Here is a 17,237-nt window from a genome sequence, read left to right on the forward strand (position 1 = left end):
CGCGTGGGAATGCCTCAATGGACGCTCTGCGTCCGCTTTGGGACGCGGAGCGTCCCGGGCTGCATTCCCACGCAGAGCGTGGGAACGATCCCCTGAACCATCCTGGTGCAGCTTTTGCGGCGCGCCCGTTTTCGTGCACTGACCGGCCCCGGCATGCACTTCCTGCACCTTTTAAAACACTTGTTCGGGACTCTGGTTCGGAAATTGCTACTTTCTATAAGTCGTAAGCGCTCCAGTAACAATCATTCCGCGCCACAAGCGCTCATATTGGTTCTTAGGGATTGAATAATGAAAAAAGCATTGCTGACCCTTTCTGCACTGGCGTTGTGCATGGCCGCCGGCTCCGCGCTGGCCAAGGAATACAAAGAACTGCGGTTTGGCGTTGACCCTTCCTACGCACCGTTCGAGTCGAAAGCGGCAGACGGCAGCCTGGTTGGCTTCGACATCGATCTGGGCAACGCGATCTGCGCCGAGTTGAAGGTCAAGTGCAAATGGGTCGAAAGTGACTTCGACGGCATGATTCCGGGCCTCAAGGCCAATAAATTCGACGGTGTGATCTCGTCGATGACCGTGACCGAAGCCCGTGAAAAAGTCATCGACTTCTCCAGCGAGCTGTTCTCCGGCCCGACTGCCTACGTGTCGAAGAAGGGTTCCGGCATCACCAACGACGTCGCTTCGCTGAAAGGCAAAACCGTCGGCTACGAGCAAGGCACCATCCAGGAAGCCTATGCCAAAGCCGTGCTGGACAAGGCCGGCGTGAAAACCCAGGCCTATCAGAACCAGGATCAGGTGTATGCCGACCTGACTTCCGGCCGTCTCGATGCGGGCATTCAGGACATGTTGCAGGCCGAACTGGGCTTTCTGAAGTCGCCACAGGGTGCCGACTATGCCGTCAGCGAGCCGGTCGACAACCACTTGCTGCCAGCCAAGACCGCTGTCGGTATTAAGAAAGGTAACACCGAGCTGAAAGCGCTTTTGGATAAAGGTATCAAAGCGTTACACGATGATGGCAAATACGCCGAGATTCAAAAGAAACACTTTGGCGATCTGAATCTGTACAGCGGCAAATAATGCCCCGGCGCCCATCCTCGATGGGCGCCTTTTTCATTCAGTCAGGTTGCTGATTTATGTTCGAAAACCTCTTACAAAATCTGGGGCTCTCCGCCTTCAGCCTCAAGGGCTTTGGCCCGTTGCTGTTGGAAGGCACCTGGATGACCATCAAATTGTCGGCGTTGTCGCTGCTGGTGGCCGTGTTGCTCGGCCTGCTCGGCGCCAGTGCCAAGCTGTCAAAAGTCAAACTGCTGCGCCTGCCCGCCCAGATCTACACCACGCTGATTCGCGGGGTGCCGGACCTGGTGCTGATGCTGCTGATCTTCTACAGCCTGCAAACCTGGCTGACGACGCTCACCGATTACCTGGAATGGGAATACATCGAGATCGACCCGTTCAGCGCCGGGGTCCTGACCCTGGGCTTCATTTATGGCGCGTACTTCACTGAAACCTTCCGCGGGGCGATTCTCGCCGTGCCACGCGGTCAGGTCGAAGCCGCCACCGCCTATGGTCTCAAGCGCGGCCAGCGCTTTCGTTTCGTGGTGTTCCCGCAAATGATGCGCTTCGCCCTGCCGGGCATCGGCAACAACTGGATGGTGATGCTCAAGGCCACCGCGCTGGTCTCGATCATCGGCCTGGCCGATCTGGTCAAGGCCGCGCAGGACGCCGGCAAGAGCACCTATCAGCTGTTCTATTTTCTGGTTCTCGCCGCGTTGATTTACCTGCTGATCACCAGTGCCTCGAACTTCATTCTGCGCTGGCTCGAACGCCGCTACGCCGCCGGTGCACGGGAGGCCGTACGATGATCGAACTTCTGCAGGAATACTGGAAAGCCTTCCTTTATACAGACGGCCAGAACATCACTGGCCTTGCGATGACGATGTGGCTGCTCAGCGCCTCGATCTTCTTCGGTTTCATCGTGTCGATTCCGCTGTCGATCGCCCGCGTCTCGCCGCACTTCTACATCCGCTGGCCAGTGCAGTTCTACACCTACCTGTTCCGTGGCACGCCGCTCTATATCCAGTTGCTGATCTGCTACACCGGGATCTACAGCCTGGCCGCCGTGCGCGCGCAACCGCTGCTCGACAGTTTCTTCCGCGATGCGATGAACTGCACGATCCTGGCCTTCGCCCTGAACACCTGCGCCTACACCACGGAGATATTCGCCGGGGCGATCCGCAGCATGAACCATGGCGAAGTCGAAGCGGCCAAGGCTTACGGGCTGACCGGGTGGAAACTCTATGCCTACGTCATCATGCCGTCGGCGCTGCGCCGGTCGTTGCCGTACTACAGCAACGAAGTGATCCTGATGCTGCACTCGACCACCGTGGCCTTTACCGCGACCATCCCCGACATCCTCAAGGTCGCGCGGGACGCCAACTCGGCGACCTTCCTGACCTTCCAGTCGTTCGGCATCGCCGCCCTGATCTACCTGACCATCACCTTTGCGCTGGTCGGCCTGTTCCGTCTTGCCGAACGCCGATGGCTGGCCTTTCTCGGCCCGACCCACTAGGACCCTTTTGAGATGCGCCACCAGATACACGACCTGCTGGCCCCGCTGCCGGGGACCGCACGACAGATTCACAGCTTTCACTTCGGCCCGGACAAGGCTCAGGGCAAGATTTACATCCAGTCCTCGCTGCATGCCGACGAACTGCCCGGCATGCTCGTGGCCTGGCACCTCAAGCAGCGTCTGGCGGAGCTGGAAGCCGCCGGGCGCCTGCGCAGCGAAATCGTGCTGGTGCCGGTGGCCAACCCGGTTGGCCTCGAACAGGTGCTGATGGATGTGCCGCTGGGCCGCTACGAGCTGGAGAGCGGGCAGAATTTCAACCGCTGGTTCGTCGACCTCAGCGAAGAAATCGGCAACGAAATCGAAGCGCAACTGAGCGACGACCCGCAGCGCAACCTCGAATTGATCCGATCCAGCCTGCGCAACGCCCTCGACCGCCACACCGCCACGACTCAGTTGCAATCCCAACGCCTGACCCTGCAACGGCTGGCCTGCGATGCGGACATGGTTTTGGACCTGCATTGCGATTTCGAATCCGTGGTTCACCTCTACACCACGCCCGAGGCCTGGCCGCAGGTCGAGCCGCTGGCGCGCTATATCGAATCCCAAGCGAGCCTGCTGGCCACCGACTCCGGCGGCCAGTCATTCGATGAGTGCTTCACCCTGCTGTGGTGGCAATTGAAGGAGCGCTTCGGCGAACACTTCGACATTCCGCTCGGCAGTTTCTCGGTCACCGTCGAGTTGCGCGGTCAGGGAGATGTCACCCATCCGCTGGCCAGTGGCGACTGCCAGGCGCTGATCGATTACCTGATCCATTTCGGCGCCATCGTCGGCGAACCAAAAGCCTTGCCGGCACTGCCACATCCCGCCACACCTCTGGCCGGCGTGGAACCGGTGGCCACTCCCGTCGGCGGCCTGCTGGTCTACAGCGCCACACCCGGCCAGTGGCTGGAAGCCGGGCAGAAAATCGCCGAAATCATCGACCCGATCAACGACCGGGTCACGCCAGTCCATTGCACCGCTTCCGGTCTGCTCTATGCCCGCTCGCTGCGGCGCATGGCCACCGCCGGGATGGTGATCGCCCACGTCGCGGGCGCCGAAGCCTATCGCAGCGGCTATCTACTTTCGCCTTGAGGATGCCTGTTCCATGTACAAATTGACCGTTGAAGGCCTGCACAAAAGCTATGGCGACCATCAGGTGCTCAAAGGCGTCTCGCTCAAGGCCAAGACCGGCGACGTGATCAGCCTGATCGGCGCCAGCGGCTCGGGCAAAAGCACCTTTTTGCGCTGCATCAACTTTCTCGAACAACCCAACGACGGCGCGATGAGCCTCGACGGCCAGGCGATCCGCATGGTCACCGACCGCCACGGCATGCACGTCGCCGACCCCAATGAACTGCAACGCCTGCGCACGCGCCTGGCGATGGTGTTCCAGCATTTCAATCTGTGGAGCCACATGACCGTGCTGGAAAACATCACCATGGCCCCGCGCCGGGTGCTGGGTTGCAGCAAACAGGAAGCCGACGACCGCGCCCGGCGATATCTGGAAAAGGTCGGTTTGCCGGCGCGGGTGGCCGATCAGTACCCGGCGTTCCTCTCCGGCGGCCAGCAACAACGGGTGGCGATTGCCCGCGCGCTGGCCATGGAACCGGAAGTCATGCTGTTCGACGAACCGACTTCGGCACTCGACCCGGAACTGGTCGGTGAAGTGCTCAAGGTGATCCAGGGCCTGGCCGAGGAAGGCCGGACCATGATCATGGTCACCCATGAAATGAGCTTTGCGCGCAAGGTCTCGAGCCAGGTGCTGTTTCTGCACCAGGGGCTGGTGGAAGAAGAAGGTGCGCCCGAAGAAGTGCTGGGTAATCCGAAAAGCGAACGCCTGAAGCAATTCCTCAGCGGCAATCTCAAGTAAAACTATTGCCCCACCGGCGCGGTCTCTGAAGGAACACTTTCAGAGCACACGTCGCCGGCATGGGCACTTCCACCGACTTCGCCAAACTTTGGTTCAGCGCCCGCGACTGGAAGCCGTTCGCCTTTCAAAAACAGGTGTGGGCGGCGGTCAAACGTGGCGAATCCGGCCTGCTGCACGCCAGCACCGGCGCCGGTAAAACCTACGCGGTGTGGTTTGCCGCGCTCAATCGCTTTGCCCGCTCCGGGCCTGTTGCCGAAACCACCCGTAAACGTCCACCGCCCGCCGAACCGCTGACTGTCTTGTGGATCACGCCGATGCGGGCGCTGGCCGCCGACACCGCGCGCGCCTTGCAAACGCCGCTGGACGATCTGCAGATTCCCTGGAGCGTCGGCCTGCGCACTGGCGACACCGGCAGCAGCGAACGCGCCCGGCAGAACCGGCGACTGCCCACCACACTGATCACCACCCCGGAAAGCCTGACCTTGATGCTCGCCCGCGCCGACGCGCAAACGGCGCTCTCGACGCTGCGCATGGTCGTGGTGGATGAATGGCACGAATTGCTCGGCAACAAGCGCGGCGTCCAACTACAACTGGCCCTCGCCCGGTTGCGGCGCTGGCACCCGGGACTGATCGTCTGGGGTGTTTCTGCGACGCTCGGCAATCAATCCCACGCCGAACAGGTACTGATCCCACAAGGCGGTGGCATCAGCATTCAGGGGAAAAGCGAAAAGTCGCTCAAGGTCGACACCTTGCTCCCACCGGCCATCGAACGCTTTCCATGGGCCGGGCATATCGGTTTGAAGATGTTGCCGCAGGTGGTCGCCGAACTGGACGTCTGCGCCAGCAGCCTGGTGTTCACCAATACCCGGGCGCAATCGGAAATCTGGTATCAGGCCTTGCTGGAAGCGCGGCCGGACTGGGCCGGGTTGATCGCCTTGCATCACAGTTCTCTGTCCCGCGACACCCGCGACTGGGTTGAGCAGGCGCTGAAGAATGGTCAGCTCAAGGCCGTGGTCTGCACGTCGAGTCTGGATCTGGGGGTGGACTTCCTGCCAGTGGAGCGGGTGCTGCAGATTGGTTCGGCCAAAGGTGTCGCGCGGCTGATGCAGCGTGCCGGGCGTTCGGGCCATGCGCCCGGTCGAACGTCGCGGGTAACATTGGTGCCGACCCATAGCCTGGAACTGATCGAAGCCGCTGCTGCTGGTGATGCCGTAGCACAGCGGCGGATCGAACCTCGATTGTCACCGCACAAACCGCTGGATGTGCTGGTGCAGCATCTGGTCAGCATGGCCCTGGGCGGTGGCTTTATTCCCGATGAGTTGTACGAGGAAGTCCGTGGTGCCTGGGCCTATCGCGACCTGACACGTGCAGACTGGGCCTGGGCGCTGGCGTTCGTACGCCACGGCGGGATGTCGCTGACGGCGTACCCGGATTACCGCCGGGTCGAACCGGATGAGCACGGGATCTGGCGGGTCCCCGATGCACGGCTCGCACGCCGCCATCGCATGAGCGTCGGCACCATCGTCAGCGACGCTTCGATCCATTTGAAATTCTGGAGCAAGGGCGGTGGCGGCAAGCAACTGGGCAGCGTTGAAGAGGGCTTTATCGCCCGCCTCAAACCCGGCGACGGCTTCTTGTTCGCCGGGCGCTTGCTGGAGTTGGTGCGGGTGGAAAACATGACTGCCTACGTCAAACGCAGCACGGCGAAAAAAGCCGCTGTACCGCGCTGGAATGGCGGGCGTATGCCGCTGTCCAGCGAACTGGCGCAAGCGGTGGTCAGCCGGTTCAGCGCGGCGGCAAACGGTGAGTTTGCCGGCCCGGAAATGCAGGCGTTGCGACCGTTGCTGGAAACGCAGCTGCGCTGGTCGGGCCTGCCGACCGTTAACAATCTGCTGGCCGAAGTGCTGAAATCCCGCGAAGGCTGGCACCTTTTCCTCTACCCGTTCGCCGGACGCCAGGTGCATCTGGGACTGGCCAGCCTGCTGGCGTGGCGGGTCAGTCAGCGCCTGCCTGTGACCTTCTCGATTGCGGTCAACGATTACGGCCTGGAATTGCTCAGCGCGACGCCCGTTGACTGGCCTGTGCAACTGGATGACGCGCTGCTCAGTCCCGAGGATTTATTGAGGGATGTGCTGGCCAGCCTCAACGCGGGCGAACTGGCGCTGCGCAGGTTTCGGGAAATCGCCCGGATTGCCGGTCTGGTGTTCGCCGGTTACCCCGGTGCGCCGAAAAGCACTCGTCAGGTGCAGGCCTCCAGCGGGCTGTTCTTTGAAGTGTTCAAACAATACGACGCCGACAATCTGCTACTGGCACAGGCCGGGGAAGAGGTCCTGCGCGAAGAGCTGGATATTCGTCGGCTGGAACAGACATTGGAGCGAGTCAACCGGATGAAACTGGACATGCACCTGATCAAACGTCCCACACCGCTCGGCTTTCCATTGCTGGTGGAGCGCATGCGCGAAAGCATGAGTTCGGAAAAGCTCGCCGACCGCATCCGCCGCATGGTTGGCGACCTGGAGAAAACCGCCGACAAGGGCCAATCCTGATGAACGCGCCCTATCCTGTGCGCCTGGCAGGCGAAGACCTCTGGTTGCTGCCGGAAAAGGCGCTGTACTGGCCGGCGCAACAGGCGTTGCTGATCGCTGATGTGCATTTCGGCAAGGCTGCCGCTTACCGGCGCCTGGGGCAACCGGTGCCGCAGGGCACCACGGCGAGCAACATCGCCGTGATCGAGCAGCTGCTGGCGAAACTGCCGTGTCGGCAACTGATCTTTCTTGGGGACTTTCTGCACGGGCCCGGCTCCCACGCTCCCGACACCTTGCAGGCATTGGCGCAATGGCGGGCGCGGCACGCCGATCTGCCGATCACGCTGATTCGCGGCAATCACGATAAACGTGCCGGTGATCCACCGCAGATCCTGAACATTCGAGTGGTGCCCGAACCCCTGTTGCTAGGGCCTTTCGCGTTGCAGCACGAACCCGAACCGCACCCTGAACGCCACGTCCTTGCAGGCCACGTACACCCGGTTTTTCGATTGAACGGCAAGGGGCGTCAGCGTTTGCGGCTGGCGTGCTTCAGGCTGGGAGAACGCATCAGTCTGCTGCCGGCCTTCGGGGCCTTCACCGGCGGTTATCCGGTGGAGAAGGAAGACAGCTGTCGGATCTTTGTCATTGGCGACAACGAAATATGGCCCGTCGGCTGAAGTCCTGCTCAGGACTCAGCCGACGGGCCATACATTCAATCAAGCGACAGGCGCGGGTGGCGGTTTGTCCGGCAACGTAGGCTCGCCGGGCTCGGTCGGTTCTTCGTTGGGGGTATCGGGATCGGGCTGGTGAGGAATTCCGCCAGCCATGGCGATGGGTGGGTGTGCCAACAAGGACCAGGCCAATACGCCAACCTGATTGGGCTCGAGCCTTGCCAGTTCGGCAGTGATTTGCGGATCGATCTTCATGGAGCACTCCTCGGCGAAGGCCCGTTTCGCTGTCCGCGAATCGGGCAGTACACCTCATAGAGTGTCTACCCGCCGAAGAATTCCCGGTAACTGCCGGATGGACGGCTCAGGTACGTGGCAAGGTCACGCCACGCTGGCCCTGGTACTTGCCGGCGCGATCCTTGTAGGAGACTTCGCATTCCTCGTCGGATTCAAGGAACAGCATCTGCGCCACGCCTTCGTTGGCGTAGATCTTCGCCGGCAGGTTGGTGGTGTTCGAGAACTCCAGGGTCACCTGGCCTTCCCACTCGGGCTCGAGCGGGGTGACGTTGACGATGATGCCGCAGCGAGCGTAGGTGCTCTTGCCCAGGCAGATGGTCAGGACGTTGCGTGGAATACGGAAGTATTCAACGGTCGTGGCCAGGGCGAAGGAGTTCGGCGGAATGATGCAGACGTCGCTGTGGACGTCGACGAAGCTGCCGGCATCGAAGTTTTTCGGATCGACGATGGCTGAATTGATGTTGGTGAACACCTTGAAATGATTGGTGCAACGCACATCGTAGCCATAGCTCGACACACCGTAGGAGATCACACGGCTGTCGTCGCTGCCACGTACCTGGCGCTCGACGAACGGCTCGATCATGCCGTGTTCCTGCGCCATGCGGCGAATCCACTTGTCCGATTTGATGCTCATGGCGGGTGTCCTGAATAGCGAGGTGGAAAAAATCTGTCCGGCATCTTACCGGGCGCGCCGCCGGGTTCAAAGTCCGGGCTGCAAATCTCGCCGAACGTGCAGGAATTACGCGGCCTGGCGACGAACCGTCAGACCGCCGATCCCTAAAACAGAGAAACCTTCGCAAGAAGCATTGGCACGTTCCGGAAAAAGGGTTAAGGTGGCGCCACTGTGCTGCTTGTGTCACTGAGAATCTCTACACGATATGTTGAATTTCGATCCAACCATCTACAAGAATTTTTCCTGCTCTTTGCACTCAGTCTCGGCCAGGGTTCTTCCTGAGTCGCAGTTATCTTTGTTCAAGGAGTTACACCATGTCTAATCGCCAAACCGGTACCGTTAAGTGGTTCAACGATGAAAAAGGCTTCGGCTTCATCACCCCACAATCCGGTGACGACCTGTTCGTTCACTTCAAAGCTATCCAATCCGACGGCTTCAAAAGCCTGAAAGAAGGCCAACAGGTTTCTTTCATCGCTACCCGCGGTCAGAAAGGCATGCAAGCTGAAGAAGTACAAGTTATCTAACTTGTAGCTTCTTTAGTAAAAGGCCCCGCCCTCAAAAGCGGGGCTTTTTTGTGAGCGTCTGTTTTTCCGGGCGCAAAAAAAGATCGCAGCCTTCGCAGGCTGCGATCTTTTTTGTTGTTTACCAGGCGACGCCGAAACCGGCGGTGTAGCGGGTCTTGCTCAGGTCCGCGTCCTCGGTGCCGCTGATGATGTCGCGCTCGGCCTTGAGGTTGAGGGAGGCCCAGTCGGTGACCTTGTAGCGCAGGCCCATTTCCGCATCCAGAGCATAGTCGGCCACACCGGACAGCGGCTTGCCGACTTCGCCATTGGTGAAGAACTCGACTTTCTTGCCGATCAGGTAGCGGTTGTAATCCCACTTCATCGCGACCGAATAGAAGTTGTCCTTGCTGCCATCGCGATACTGGTAGTCGGTGCGGTTGAGCAGCGAGCCCAGGGAGAATGCCCCCAGCTCGTCATCCCAGAACTGGTAACCCGGACCTGTACCGACCACGCGCTGACGCGCCAGCTCTTCGATGTGGTCGCGCTTGTAATTCAGGCGCCCCTGCCAGAACCACTTGTCCGTCAGGAAACGGTCGAGTGCATACTCGGCGCGCCAGTTGTCGGTGGTGGTCACGTCGTCCTGCACTTCGCGGTTGTACTCGCCCTCGGCGGTGTGGCGCCAGCGACCATGGCGGGCGGACGTCTTGAAGCCGATGTCGTAATCGTCGGTGTCCTTTTCCGCGCGCTGATAATCCAGCGCCAGATCGACGTTGCCCTTCCACACCAGATCCTCGACCACCGGTTTGGGTTTGAGAATCTGCTGAATGCTCGCCAACTCCACGGTTTTCGGCGCTTCGCCGTTGGCCAGGGTGACCTTGCCGTCTTCGGCAGCGCTCAGCGACTTGGCCTTCTCGCCGTTGTAGGCGTCCTGCTTGACCAGCAACTCCTGATCGCTCTCCAGCGTCTTGACCTGCTTCCAGTCAATGGTCACTGCGCCCGCGTACTGGGTCTGGACCAGCAACTTGCCACCGTCGAACAGCGTGATTTTGCCGCTCAGCTTGTCACCGTTCTTCAACCAGACGGTGTCGGCAAGCAGGGGTGTGGACGCACTGAAGACAGCAAGGCACAGCAGGGTTCTGGACAACATAAGCAAATCGGGGACTCAAGTTTGCGAAAAAATGGTCGGCATTATCCGTAGGAATAATTCCCTGACAAGGAATGACCCGGCTATTTCTATTGAGTTCATTTCTCAATTGCCCTTGCACCGATTACGCTTGAGGACATAACGCGATCAAGTTCAGGAACCGCGCACGTGACAGACCCGATGCATGCCTGCGAAAACGATCCGCAAATCCGACGCACGGCACTCTATTCCACCCTCGCCCAAGTGCCCGAGGGCAAGGTCGTCAGCTATGGTCAGTTGGCCGAACTGGCGGGGTTGGGGCGCGCCGCCCGCTGGGTCGGCCGGACCCTGAGCCAATTGCCCGGCGATACCAAACTGCCCTGGCACCGCGTACTCGGCGCCGGCGGTCGGATCAGCCTGCCGGCGGGCAGCCCGTCCGGGGACGAACAGCGGGCGCGATTGCGCATGGAAGGCATCACCATCCTGAACAATCGTGTGGATATTCGGCGCCATGGCTGGCGTCCGGTAGAGCACAGCGGTTAGAGTGCGCGCTTTGTTTTCGCAATCTTGAGGCAGACTTCAGCCCATGCCCCGTAAAACCTGGCGCGCCGCGCTCGCCGCCTATGCCAGTCCTTCGACGCTCGTGCTGTTGTTGCTGGGTTTCGCCGCCGGCCTGCCGTACATGCTGGTGTTCTCGACACTTTCGGTCTGGCTGCGTGAAGCCGGTGTGGCCCGCGAGACGATCGGCTACGCCAGCCTGATCGGTCTGGCCTATGCCTTCAAATGGGTCTGGTCGCCCCTGCTCGATCAATGGCGCCTGCCGTTGCTCGGCAAGCTGGGGCGCCGTCGCTCGTGGCTGGTGCTCTCACAGACGCTGGTGATCCTCGGCCTGATCGGCATGGGCTTTTGCGACCCGCAGAAACACCTGTCCTGGCTGATCGCTATCGCAGTGATCGTCGCCTTCGCTTCCGCCACCCAGGACATCGCCGTCGACGCCTATCGCCTGGAAATCGCCGAAGACAACCGTCAGGCCGCTCTGGCCGCCAGTTACATGTCCGGTTATCGGGTGGCGGCCCTGCTCGCGACCGCCGGTGCACTGTTCTTCGCCGAAGGCTTCGGCTCCACCGGGTTCAACTACCAGCACTCCGCCTGGACCGGCACCTACGTGCTGTTCGGCGCCTTGATGGTCCCTGCCCTGCTCACCACCCTGCTGATGCGCGAGCCGCCGGTGCCATTGCGCACTCAGTTGCAGGCCGGGCGCTACACCTTCATGCATCAGTTGATGTCGGTGTTCGTGCTGATCATTTTGCTGGTCTCCGTCCCGGCGATGTTCACCCAGCTCTACAACACCGATTTCGCCAGCGTGCTGTTTGGTGACATGAGCCCGCTGGACCTGCTGCTTGAAGACCGGGCGTTCCTGCGCGCGATTCTTTACACCACGCTGACCTGCCTGTGCCTCTCGGCCATGGGCCGTCGCGGTCTGGCGCCGGTGCTGACGCCGGTCAACGACTTCATCCTACGCTACCGCTGGCAGGCGCTGCTGCTGCTCGGCCTGATCGCCACCTATCGGATGTCCGACACGGTGATGGGCGTGATGGCCAACGTGTTCTACATCGACCAGGGCTTCACCAAGGACCAGATCGCCAGCGTCAGCAAGATTTTCGGTCTGATCATGACCCTCGTCGGCGCCGGCATGGGCGGTCTGCTGATCGTGCGCTTCGGCATCCTGCCGATCCTGTTCATCGGCGGCGCTGCGTCGGCGGCCACCAACCTGCTGTTCCTCATGCTGGCGGACATGGGCCCGAACCTGCAGATGCTGGTGGTGACGATCTCTCTCGACAACTTCAGTTCCGGTCTGGCCACCTCGGCGTTCGTCGCCTACCTGTCGAGCCTGACCAACCTGAAGTTCTCCGCCACTCAATACGCCCTGCTCAGCTCGATCATGCTCCTGCTGCCACGCCTGATCGGCGGCTACTCCGGCGTGATGGTGGAGAAATTCGGTTATCACAACTTCTTCCTGATCACCGCGCTGCTCGGCGTGCCGACCCTGGTGCTGATTGCCCTGCACTGGTTCCAGGAAAGCCGCCGCGAAGGTCCGACGCCGACGCCGGAACCTGCACCGACCTCCGTCGTGGAAGAATCGTAAGACATCTCGCACCCGGCGAGAGGGTTCGCGCCGGGGTTGCACTTCTGTACGTCGGCGGATCTCGCCGTTACACTGCTCCGTCATTTCCAGTCATAGCAACCGACAACGGCCAACCATGCGCACCAGTCAATTTTTGCTCGCCACACAGAAAGAAACGCCTTCCGACGCGGTCGTGATCAGCCATCAGCTGATGCTGCGCGCCGGCATGATCCGCAAACTCGCCTCGGGCCTGTACACATGGCTGCCGATGGGCTTGCGAGTGATGCGCAAGGTGGAAGCCATCGTTCGCGAAGAGATGAACGCCGCCGGCTCTCTGGAAGTGTTGATGCCGAGCACCCAACCGGCCGAGCTGTGGCAGGAATCGGGGCGCTGGGAAGAATACGGCCCTGAGCTGCTGCGCATCAAAGACCGCCACGGTCGTGATTTCTGCGCGGGCCCGACCCACGAAGAAGTGATCACCGATCTGATGCGCAACGAGTTGAGCAGCTACAAACAGCTGCCGATCAACCTGTACCAGATCCAGACCAAATTCCGTGACGAAATCCGTCCACGCTTCGGCCTGATGCGCGGTCGCGAATTCATCATGAAAGACTCGTACTCCTTCCATGCGGATCAGGCGTCGCTGCAGGTCACCTATGACCGCATGCACGAAGCGTACTGCAACATCTTCACCCGTCTGGGCCTGAAGTTCCGTCCGGTGGAAGCCGACAACGGCTCGATCGGCGGTGCCGGTTCCCACGAGTTCCACGTGCTGGCCGAGTCCGGCGAAGACGATATCGTTTTCAGCAACGGTTCCGACTACGCCGCGAACATCGAGAAAGCGGAAGCCGTACCGCGTGAAACCTCGCGTGCCGCGCCAAGCGAAGAGCTGCGCCTGGTCGACACGCCAGACACCAAGACCATCGCGGCCCTGGTGGAAAAATTCGGTCTGCCGATCGAAAAGACCATCAAGACCCTGATCGTGCACGCCGAAGAAGAAGGCAAGCTGATCGCGCTGATCATCCGTGGCGACCACGAACTGAACGAAATCAAGGCTGCCAACCAGCCAGGTGTTGCCAGCCCGCTGGTCATGGCTTCCGATGCCGAACTGCGTGACGCCATTGGCGCCGGCGCCGGTTCCCTCGGCCCGCTGAACCTGCCGCTGCCGATCATCATCGACCGCTCGGTCGAGCTGATGAGCGACTTCGGCATCGGTGCGAACATCGACGACAAGCACTACTTCGGCGTGAACTGGGAGCGTGATCTGCCGGTTCCGACCGTGGCCGACCTGCGTAACGTCGTGGCCGGCGACCCGAGCCCGGACGGCAAGGGCACCCTGGAAATCAAGCGCGGCATCGAAGTCGGGCACATCTTCCAGCTGGGCAACAAGTACAGCAAGGCGATGAAGTGCGAAGTGCTGGGCGAGAACGGCAAGCCGGTGACCCTGGAAATGGGTTGCTACGGCATCGGCGTTTCCCGCGTGGTGGCCGCCGCCATCGAGCAGAACAACGACGAGAACGGCATCATCTGGAGCGACGCCCTGGCACCGTTCCAGATCGCCCTGGTACCACTGCGCTATGAAACCGAGCTGGTGCGCGAAGCCACCGACAAGCTGTACGCGGAACTGACCGCGGCTGGCTTCGAAGTGTTGCTGGACGACCGCGACAAGAAAACCAGCCCGGGCATCAAGTTCGCGGACATGGAGCTGATCGGCATTCCGCACCGGATCGTGGTCAGCGATCGCGGCCTTGCCGAAGGCAACCTGGAATACAAGAGCCGTACCGAAGGCCAGGCGCAAGCGCTGCCGGTTGCCGACGTGCTGTCCTTCCTTCAGGCCCGTATCCGCCGCTGAAACCAGATAGAGACGTCATGTTCAAGCGAAACACCTTAGGCCTCGGTGGTGCCGCCCTGTGCGGCACCCTGCTGGTCAGCGGCTGTGCCAATCACATGTCACAACGCAGCGAGCACGAGGAACGTGTCGAGCGCAAACTGCTCGATCACAGCCTGCAGATCGATGTCGGCGAGCCCAAGGTGCTTGAGCTGCCGCAACGGCGGGTGAAGATCAACGAACAGAAGACCTTCGAGGTCACCGAGTTCGAGGTCACGCGCCATTACGACCGTTACACGCCTTACCAGCCATGGCGGGAGATCTACGAGATTCCGCTGGGCGCGGTGGCGGTGGTCGGCGGCATCGGTGCGAACGTGGTCAACGTGTTTGCCCTTGGCAATCTGCCCGACAGCGTGACCCGTGACTGGCTCAGTTACGGTTTCGCCGGGCTCAACCCGTTCATGAACGTGCAATCCAATGGTCGCGCGCAACAGAACCTGGCCGGTATCGACGAAGTCCAGCGCGACAAGCGCACGGAGTATTCGAGCCTGCCGTGGAGCGAGCGCCCGGTTCAGATCAAGGCCGGCAAGCAGACCTTCGACATGACCACCGATCGCCACGGCGTGCTGCGTCTGAACCTGCTGGACAGCCCGTTCGCCGAAAACGACCTCAATCATGTAGGCAAACTGCAGATCATTGTCGAAGACAGCAAGGACGACGTGCACTCCGATTCGTCTTTGGCGATCAGCACTCACCTGCGCGGCAAGTTGCTGGAGGCTCACGCACTGATCTACGACGATCTGGAAGACGACGAAGTGAGCCAGTGGGTGCACCGGGTCAAGCGTCTGTCGGAACTGGGTCTGGAAGAAGAAGCCAGTGAGCTGGAGCAAAGTCTGATCGAACTGACCCGCAACGATCCCGAGTTGCAGACCGAGTTCCTCAAATCCCTGACCCGGGATGCGGGGCGCCTGGTGGCGGATCCGGGGCCGAACTGAAAACCCTGAAAAAATGCCCGAACCTGAGTCGGGCATTTTTTTGTCCGCTTATCGCTCGAACAATTCCATTTGTTCGAACCCGCCGCGCAAATCCTCCAGCCGCACGCCCACTCCTAATAGCCGTACCGGTTTGCCACCGCGGTTGAACGCCTGCGTCAGCATCAATTGGTAACTGCCAAGATCCCGCCCTGCCCCGGCCTGCTCCAGCGTGGTCTGGGTGAAATCGTGAAACTTCACTTTGACGAATGGCTTGCCGGGGCGGTAACTGCTGTCGATCCGCGCCATGCGGGTTTTCAGGGTTTCCAGCAATTCCGGAAGCTTGTCGAGGCAACTGCGCAGATCCGGCAGATCGACGTCGTAGGTATTTTCGACGCTGATCGACTGACGGCGGCTGTCGTTGTGCACCAACCGCTCATCGATCCCACGGGCCAGACTCCACAAGCGCTCGCCGAAACTGCCGAATTCCCGCACCAGCGCCAGCTTGTCCCACTCGCGCAACTGCAGACAGTCACTGATACCAAGCCTGCTCAACTTGTCGGCCGTGACCTTGCCCACCCCGTGCAACTTGCTCACCGGCAGGCCACTGACGAAGTCTTCGACCTGGTCCGGGGTAATCACGAACAAGCCGTTGGGCTTTCTCCAGTCGCTGGCGATCTTGGCCAGAAACTTGTTCGGCGCCACGCCGGCGGAGACCGTGATGTGCAGTTGATTGGAAACCCGGCGACGAATGTCCTGGGCGATGCGCGTGGCGCTGCCGCCGAAATGCGCGCTGTCCGAGACGTCGAGATAGGCCTCGTCCAGCGAAAGCGGCTCGATCAGGTCGGTGTAATCGCTGAAGATCGTATGAATTTCCTTCGACGCCTCGCGATAGGCATCCATTCGCGGCTTGACGATGGTCAGGTCCGGGCACAGCTTCAAGGCATGCCCGGACGACATCGCCGAGCGAACGCCGTAAGCCCGCGCCTCATAGTTGCAGGTGGCGATCACCCCGCGCCTGTCCGCCGAACCACCGACCGCCAACGGCTTGCCGGCGAGGCTCGGGTCATCCCGCATCTCGATGGCGGCGTAGAAACAGTCACAGTCGACGTGGATGATTTTTCGCTGAGTCATGACAGAAAAGGAAACATGGCGAGCCGGACCGGCAGTATCTCACTGACACCTGTATATAGCACCAGTGGTACGAATGTTCTTTTCAGTTTGTAGGAAAAGGACTTTGAATTTATTTACTCAATCGAAAACCAATCCCCAATAGAGCTGAAACCCTTGCCCTGTATGCCCTGCGCTCAATAAAAAGACCGTCCGTCAGCGCTAACCGATTGAAGCTCAACAGGTTTTATCCGAATTGAAGGTTGACACCACAGCATTCCTCTGTAGAATGCCGCCACACAGACGCGGGATGGAGCAGTCTGGTAGCTCGTCGGGCTCATAACCCGAAGGTCGTCGGTTCAAATCCGGCTCCCGCAACCAAACATCAGAAAAGGCCAATCGAAAGATTGGCCTTTTTTGTGCGCGTCGGTTTTTTCGGATCCAGTCGAACACTCCGGAAATCGTTCCGATTCCGAAACTTAGCGCTTTCCCTGCGACCGTTTGCCGCGATTGCACACTTATTTGACCCTTCACGGGATTATCGGTTGACACCCCGCCGTTCGCCTGTAGAATGCCGCCACACAGACGCGGGATGGAGCAGTCTGGTAGCTCGTCGGGCTCATAACCCGAAGGTCGTCGGTTCAAATCCGGCTCCCGCAACCAAACATCAAAAAAGGCTACTCGAAAGAGTGGCCTTTTTTGTATCTGTGGAAAAAGTCCTTTCGCAACAATGATCTGTCACTGTGCAGTGAACCGTTCAGGATCTTCAGTCCCGCCAGGTTGCGACTATGCTTGAAGTCGCAGGCAAGGCGTCTGCAATCCAGGAGCTGCCCTCGCCGATACCTGGTGAGAGGCGTAGTATTTTGTGATTATTTTTTTCTACAGGGATTGGTAACTTGGCTGGATACCTCCATCCTGTCGCGCACAATCCAAGAGGTGATT

At 60.3% G+C, this 17,237-nt stretch carries 16 protein-coding genes and 2 tRNA genes; 14 read left to right on the plus strand and 4 right to left on the minus strand.

Features of this window, described 5'->3' with window-relative positions; all coding sequences use genetic code 11:
• Positions 1–288: 288 nt before the first annotated feature.
• The 7 genes from MKZ87_RS09840 to pdeM are packed head-to-tail and all read left to right on the plus strand — an operon-like array spanning position 289 to position 7,674.
• The gene (locus MKZ87_RS09840) at positions 289–1,071 is read left to right on the plus strand and encodes a transporter substrate-binding domain-containing protein (RefSeq protein WP_234204592.1); all 783 of its coding nucleotides are present in this window, start codon (positions 289–291) and stop codon (positions 1,069–1,071) included.
• Between the two features lie 56 nt (positions 1,072–1,127).
• Positions 1,128–1,856: an ABC transporter permease gene (locus MKZ87_RS09845; protein ID WP_085697409.1), complete on the plus strand. Its 729-nt coding sequence runs from the start codon at positions 1,128–1,130 to the stop codon at positions 1,854–1,856.
• A complete protein-coding gene (locus MKZ87_RS09850) occupies positions 1,853–2,563 on the plus strand; it encodes an ABC transporter permease (protein ID WP_011332767.1) in 711 nt (236 codons plus the stop codon). The genes MKZ87_RS09845 and MKZ87_RS09850 overlap by 4 nt, the downstream gene beginning before the upstream one ends.
• A 12-nt stretch (positions 2,564–2,575) precedes the next feature.
• Positions 2,576–3,694, plus strand: a complete 1,119-nt coding sequence (locus MKZ87_RS09855; protein WP_085697408.1) for a succinylglutamate desuccinylase/aspartoacylase family protein — start codon at positions 2,576–2,578, stop codon at positions 3,692–3,694.
• 13 nt (positions 3,695–3,707) lie between these two features.
• Positions 3,708–4,472, plus strand: coding sequence for an ABC transporter ATP-binding protein (locus MKZ87_RS09860; RefSeq protein WP_085697407.1), 765 nt, complete (start codon positions 3,708–3,710; stop codon positions 4,470–4,472).
• Positions 4,473–4,531: 59 nt separating this feature from the next.
• Positions 4,532–7,018, plus strand: coding sequence for a ligase-associated DNA damage response DEXH box helicase (locus tag MKZ87_RS09865; protein ID WP_085702631.1), 2,487 nt, complete (start codon positions 4,532–4,534; stop codon positions 7,016–7,018).
• Positions 7,018–7,674 carry a ligase-associated DNA damage response endonuclease PdeM gene (pdeM, locus tag MKZ87_RS09870; protein WP_085702630.1) on the plus strand — a complete coding sequence of 219 codons (657 nt, stop codon included), beginning with the start codon at positions 7,018–7,020 and terminating at the stop codon, positions 7,672–7,674. Before MKZ87_RS09865 ends, pdeM begins: the two co-directional genes overlap by 1 nt.
• Before the next feature lie 39 nt (positions 7,675–7,713).
• Here pdeM and MKZ87_RS09875 read toward each other — a convergent pair whose 3' ends face one another.
• Both MKZ87_RS09875 and dcd read right to left on the minus strand, forming a co-directional pair.
• The gene (locus tag MKZ87_RS09875) at positions 7,714–7,923 is read right to left on the minus strand and encodes a hypothetical protein (protein ID WP_085697404.1); all 210 of its coding nucleotides are present in this window, start codon (positions 7,921–7,923) and stop codon (positions 7,714–7,716) included.
• A gap of 106 nt (positions 7,924–8,029) precedes the next feature.
• Positions 8,030–8,596, minus strand: a complete 567-nt coding sequence (gene dcd, locus MKZ87_RS09880; protein WP_007954988.1) for a dCTP deaminase — start codon at positions 8,594–8,596, stop codon at positions 8,030–8,032.
• A 353-nt stretch (positions 8,597–8,949) separates the two neighbouring features.
• Here dcd and MKZ87_RS09885 point away from each other — a divergent pair, with 353 nt between their 5' ends.
• Positions 8,950–9,159, plus strand: a complete 210-nt coding sequence (locus MKZ87_RS09885; protein ID WP_002554837.1) for a cold-shock protein — start codon at positions 8,950–8,952, stop codon at positions 9,157–9,159.
• A 118-nt stretch (positions 9,160–9,277) separates the two neighbouring features.
• Here MKZ87_RS09885 and MKZ87_RS09890 read toward each other — a convergent pair whose 3' ends face one another.
• Positions 9,278–10,285, minus strand: a complete 1,008-nt coding sequence (locus MKZ87_RS09890; RefSeq protein WP_007954986.1) for a DUF481 domain-containing protein — start codon at positions 10,283–10,285, stop codon at positions 9,278–9,280.
• A 177-nt stretch (positions 10,286–10,462) separates the two neighbouring features.
• On the opposite strand from MKZ87_RS09890, the gene MKZ87_RS09895 reads away from it, so the two are divergent.
• The 4 genes from MKZ87_RS09895 (at position 10,463) to MKZ87_RS09910 (ending at position 15,209) form a co-directional block, all read left to right on the plus strand.
• Positions 10,463–10,804 carry an MGMT family protein gene (locus tag MKZ87_RS09895; RefSeq protein ID WP_170929714.1) on the plus strand — a complete coding sequence of 114 codons (342 nt, stop codon included), beginning with the start codon at positions 10,463–10,465 and terminating at the stop codon, positions 10,802–10,804.
• Positions 10,805–10,847: 43 nt separating this feature from the next.
• Complete coding sequence (locus MKZ87_RS09900; protein WP_085697402.1) at positions 10,848–12,407, plus strand: AmpG family muropeptide MFS transporter; 1,560 nt, start codon at positions 10,848–10,850, stop codon at positions 12,405–12,407.
• A 115-nt stretch (positions 12,408–12,522) separates the two neighbouring features.
• Positions 12,523–14,238, plus strand: coding sequence for a proline--tRNA ligase (locus MKZ87_RS09905; RefSeq protein WP_085697401.1), 1,716 nt, complete (start codon positions 12,523–12,525; stop codon positions 14,236–14,238).
• A 17-nt stretch (positions 14,239–14,255) separates the two neighbouring features.
• On the plus strand, positions 14,256–15,209 hold the full coding sequence (locus tag MKZ87_RS09910; protein ID WP_085697400.1) for a hypothetical protein: 954 nt from the start codon (positions 14,256–14,258) through the stop codon (positions 15,207–15,209).
• A gap of 48 nt (positions 15,210–15,257) precedes the next feature.
• On the opposite strand, the gene dinB is transcribed toward MKZ87_RS09910, so the two are convergent.
• Entirely contained in the window at positions 15,258–16,319 is a 1,062-nt protein-coding gene (gene dinB / locus MKZ87_RS09915) for a DNA polymerase IV (protein WP_085683305.1), read from the minus strand.
• 280 nt (positions 16,320–16,599) lie between these two features.
• On the opposite strand from dinB, the gene MKZ87_RS09920 reads away from it, so the two are divergent.
• Both MKZ87_RS09920 and MKZ87_RS09925 read left to right on the plus strand, forming a co-directional pair.
• Positions 16,600–16,676, plus strand: a tRNA-Met gene (locus tag MKZ87_RS09920).
• A 205-nt stretch (positions 16,677–16,881) separates the two neighbouring features.
• A tRNA-Met gene (locus MKZ87_RS09925) sits at positions 16,882–16,958 on the plus strand.
• The last annotated feature ends 279 nt before the right edge of the window (positions 16,959–17,237 follow it).

The sequence above is a fragment of the Pseudomonas sp. MCal1 genome, assembly GCF_026341415.1.
Taxonomy (GTDB): domain Bacteria; phylum Pseudomonadota; class Gammaproteobacteria; order Pseudomonadales; family Pseudomonadaceae; genus Aquipseudomonas.

Bases quoted from the DNA above. Each gene is read 5' to 3' on its own strand.
- MKZ87_RS09885 (WP_002554837.1), top strand. From the start codon at position 8,950: ATGTCTAATCGCCAAACCGGTACCGTTAAGTGGTTCAACGATGAAAAA.
- MKZ87_RS09895 (WP_170929714.1), top strand. From the start codon at position 10,463: ATGCATGCCTGCGAAAACGATCCGCAAATCCGACGCACGGCACTCTAT.
- MKZ87_RS09840 (WP_234204592.1), top strand. From the start codon at position 289: ATGAAAAAAGCATTGCTGACCCTTTCTGCACTGGCGTTGTGCATGGCC.
- pdeM (WP_085702630.1), top strand. From the start codon at position 7,018: ATGAACGCGCCCTATCCTGTGCGCCTGGCAGGCGAAGACCTCTGGTTG.
- MKZ87_RS09865 (WP_085702631.1), top strand. From the start codon at position 4,532: ATGGGCACTTCCACCGACTTCGCCAAACTTTGGTTCAGCGCCCGCGAC.
- dinB (WP_085683305.1), bottom strand. From the start codon at position 16,319: ATGACTCAGCGAAAAATCATCCACGTCGACTGTGACTGTTTCTACGCC.
- MKZ87_RS09860 (WP_085697407.1), top strand. From the start codon at position 3,708: ATGTACAAATTGACCGTTGAAGGCCTGCACAAAAGCTATGGCGACCAT.
- MKZ87_RS09910 (WP_085697400.1), top strand. From the start codon at position 14,256: ATGTTCAAGCGAAACACCTTAGGCCTCGGTGGTGCCGCCCTGTGCGGC.
- MKZ87_RS09855 (WP_085697408.1), top strand. From the start codon at position 2,576: ATGCGCCACCAGATACACGACCTGCTGGCCCCGCTGCCGGGGACCGCA.
- MKZ87_RS09850 (WP_011332767.1), top strand. From the start codon at position 1,853: ATGATCGAACTTCTGCAGGAATACTGGAAAGCCTTCCTTTATACAGAC.
- dcd (WP_007954988.1), bottom strand. From the start codon at position 8,596: ATGAGCATCAAATCGGACAAGTGGATTCGCCGCATGGCGCAGGAACAC.
- MKZ87_RS09905 (WP_085697401.1), top strand. From the start codon at position 12,523: ATGCGCACCAGTCAATTTTTGCTCGCCACACAGAAAGAAACGCCTTCC.
- MKZ87_RS09845 (WP_085697409.1), top strand. From the start codon at position 1,128: ATGTTCGAAAACCTCTTACAAAATCTGGGGCTCTCCGCCTTCAGCCTC.
- MKZ87_RS09875 (WP_085697404.1), bottom strand. From the start codon at position 7,923: ATGAAGATCGATCCGCAAATCACTGCCGAACTGGCAAGGCTCGAGCCC.
- MKZ87_RS09890 (WP_007954986.1), bottom strand. From the start codon at position 10,285: ATGTTGTCCAGAACCCTGCTGTGCCTTGCTGTCTTCAGTGCGTCCACA.
- MKZ87_RS09900 (WP_085697402.1), top strand. From the start codon at position 10,848: ATGCCCCGTAAAACCTGGCGCGCCGCGCTCGCCGCCTATGCCAGTCCT.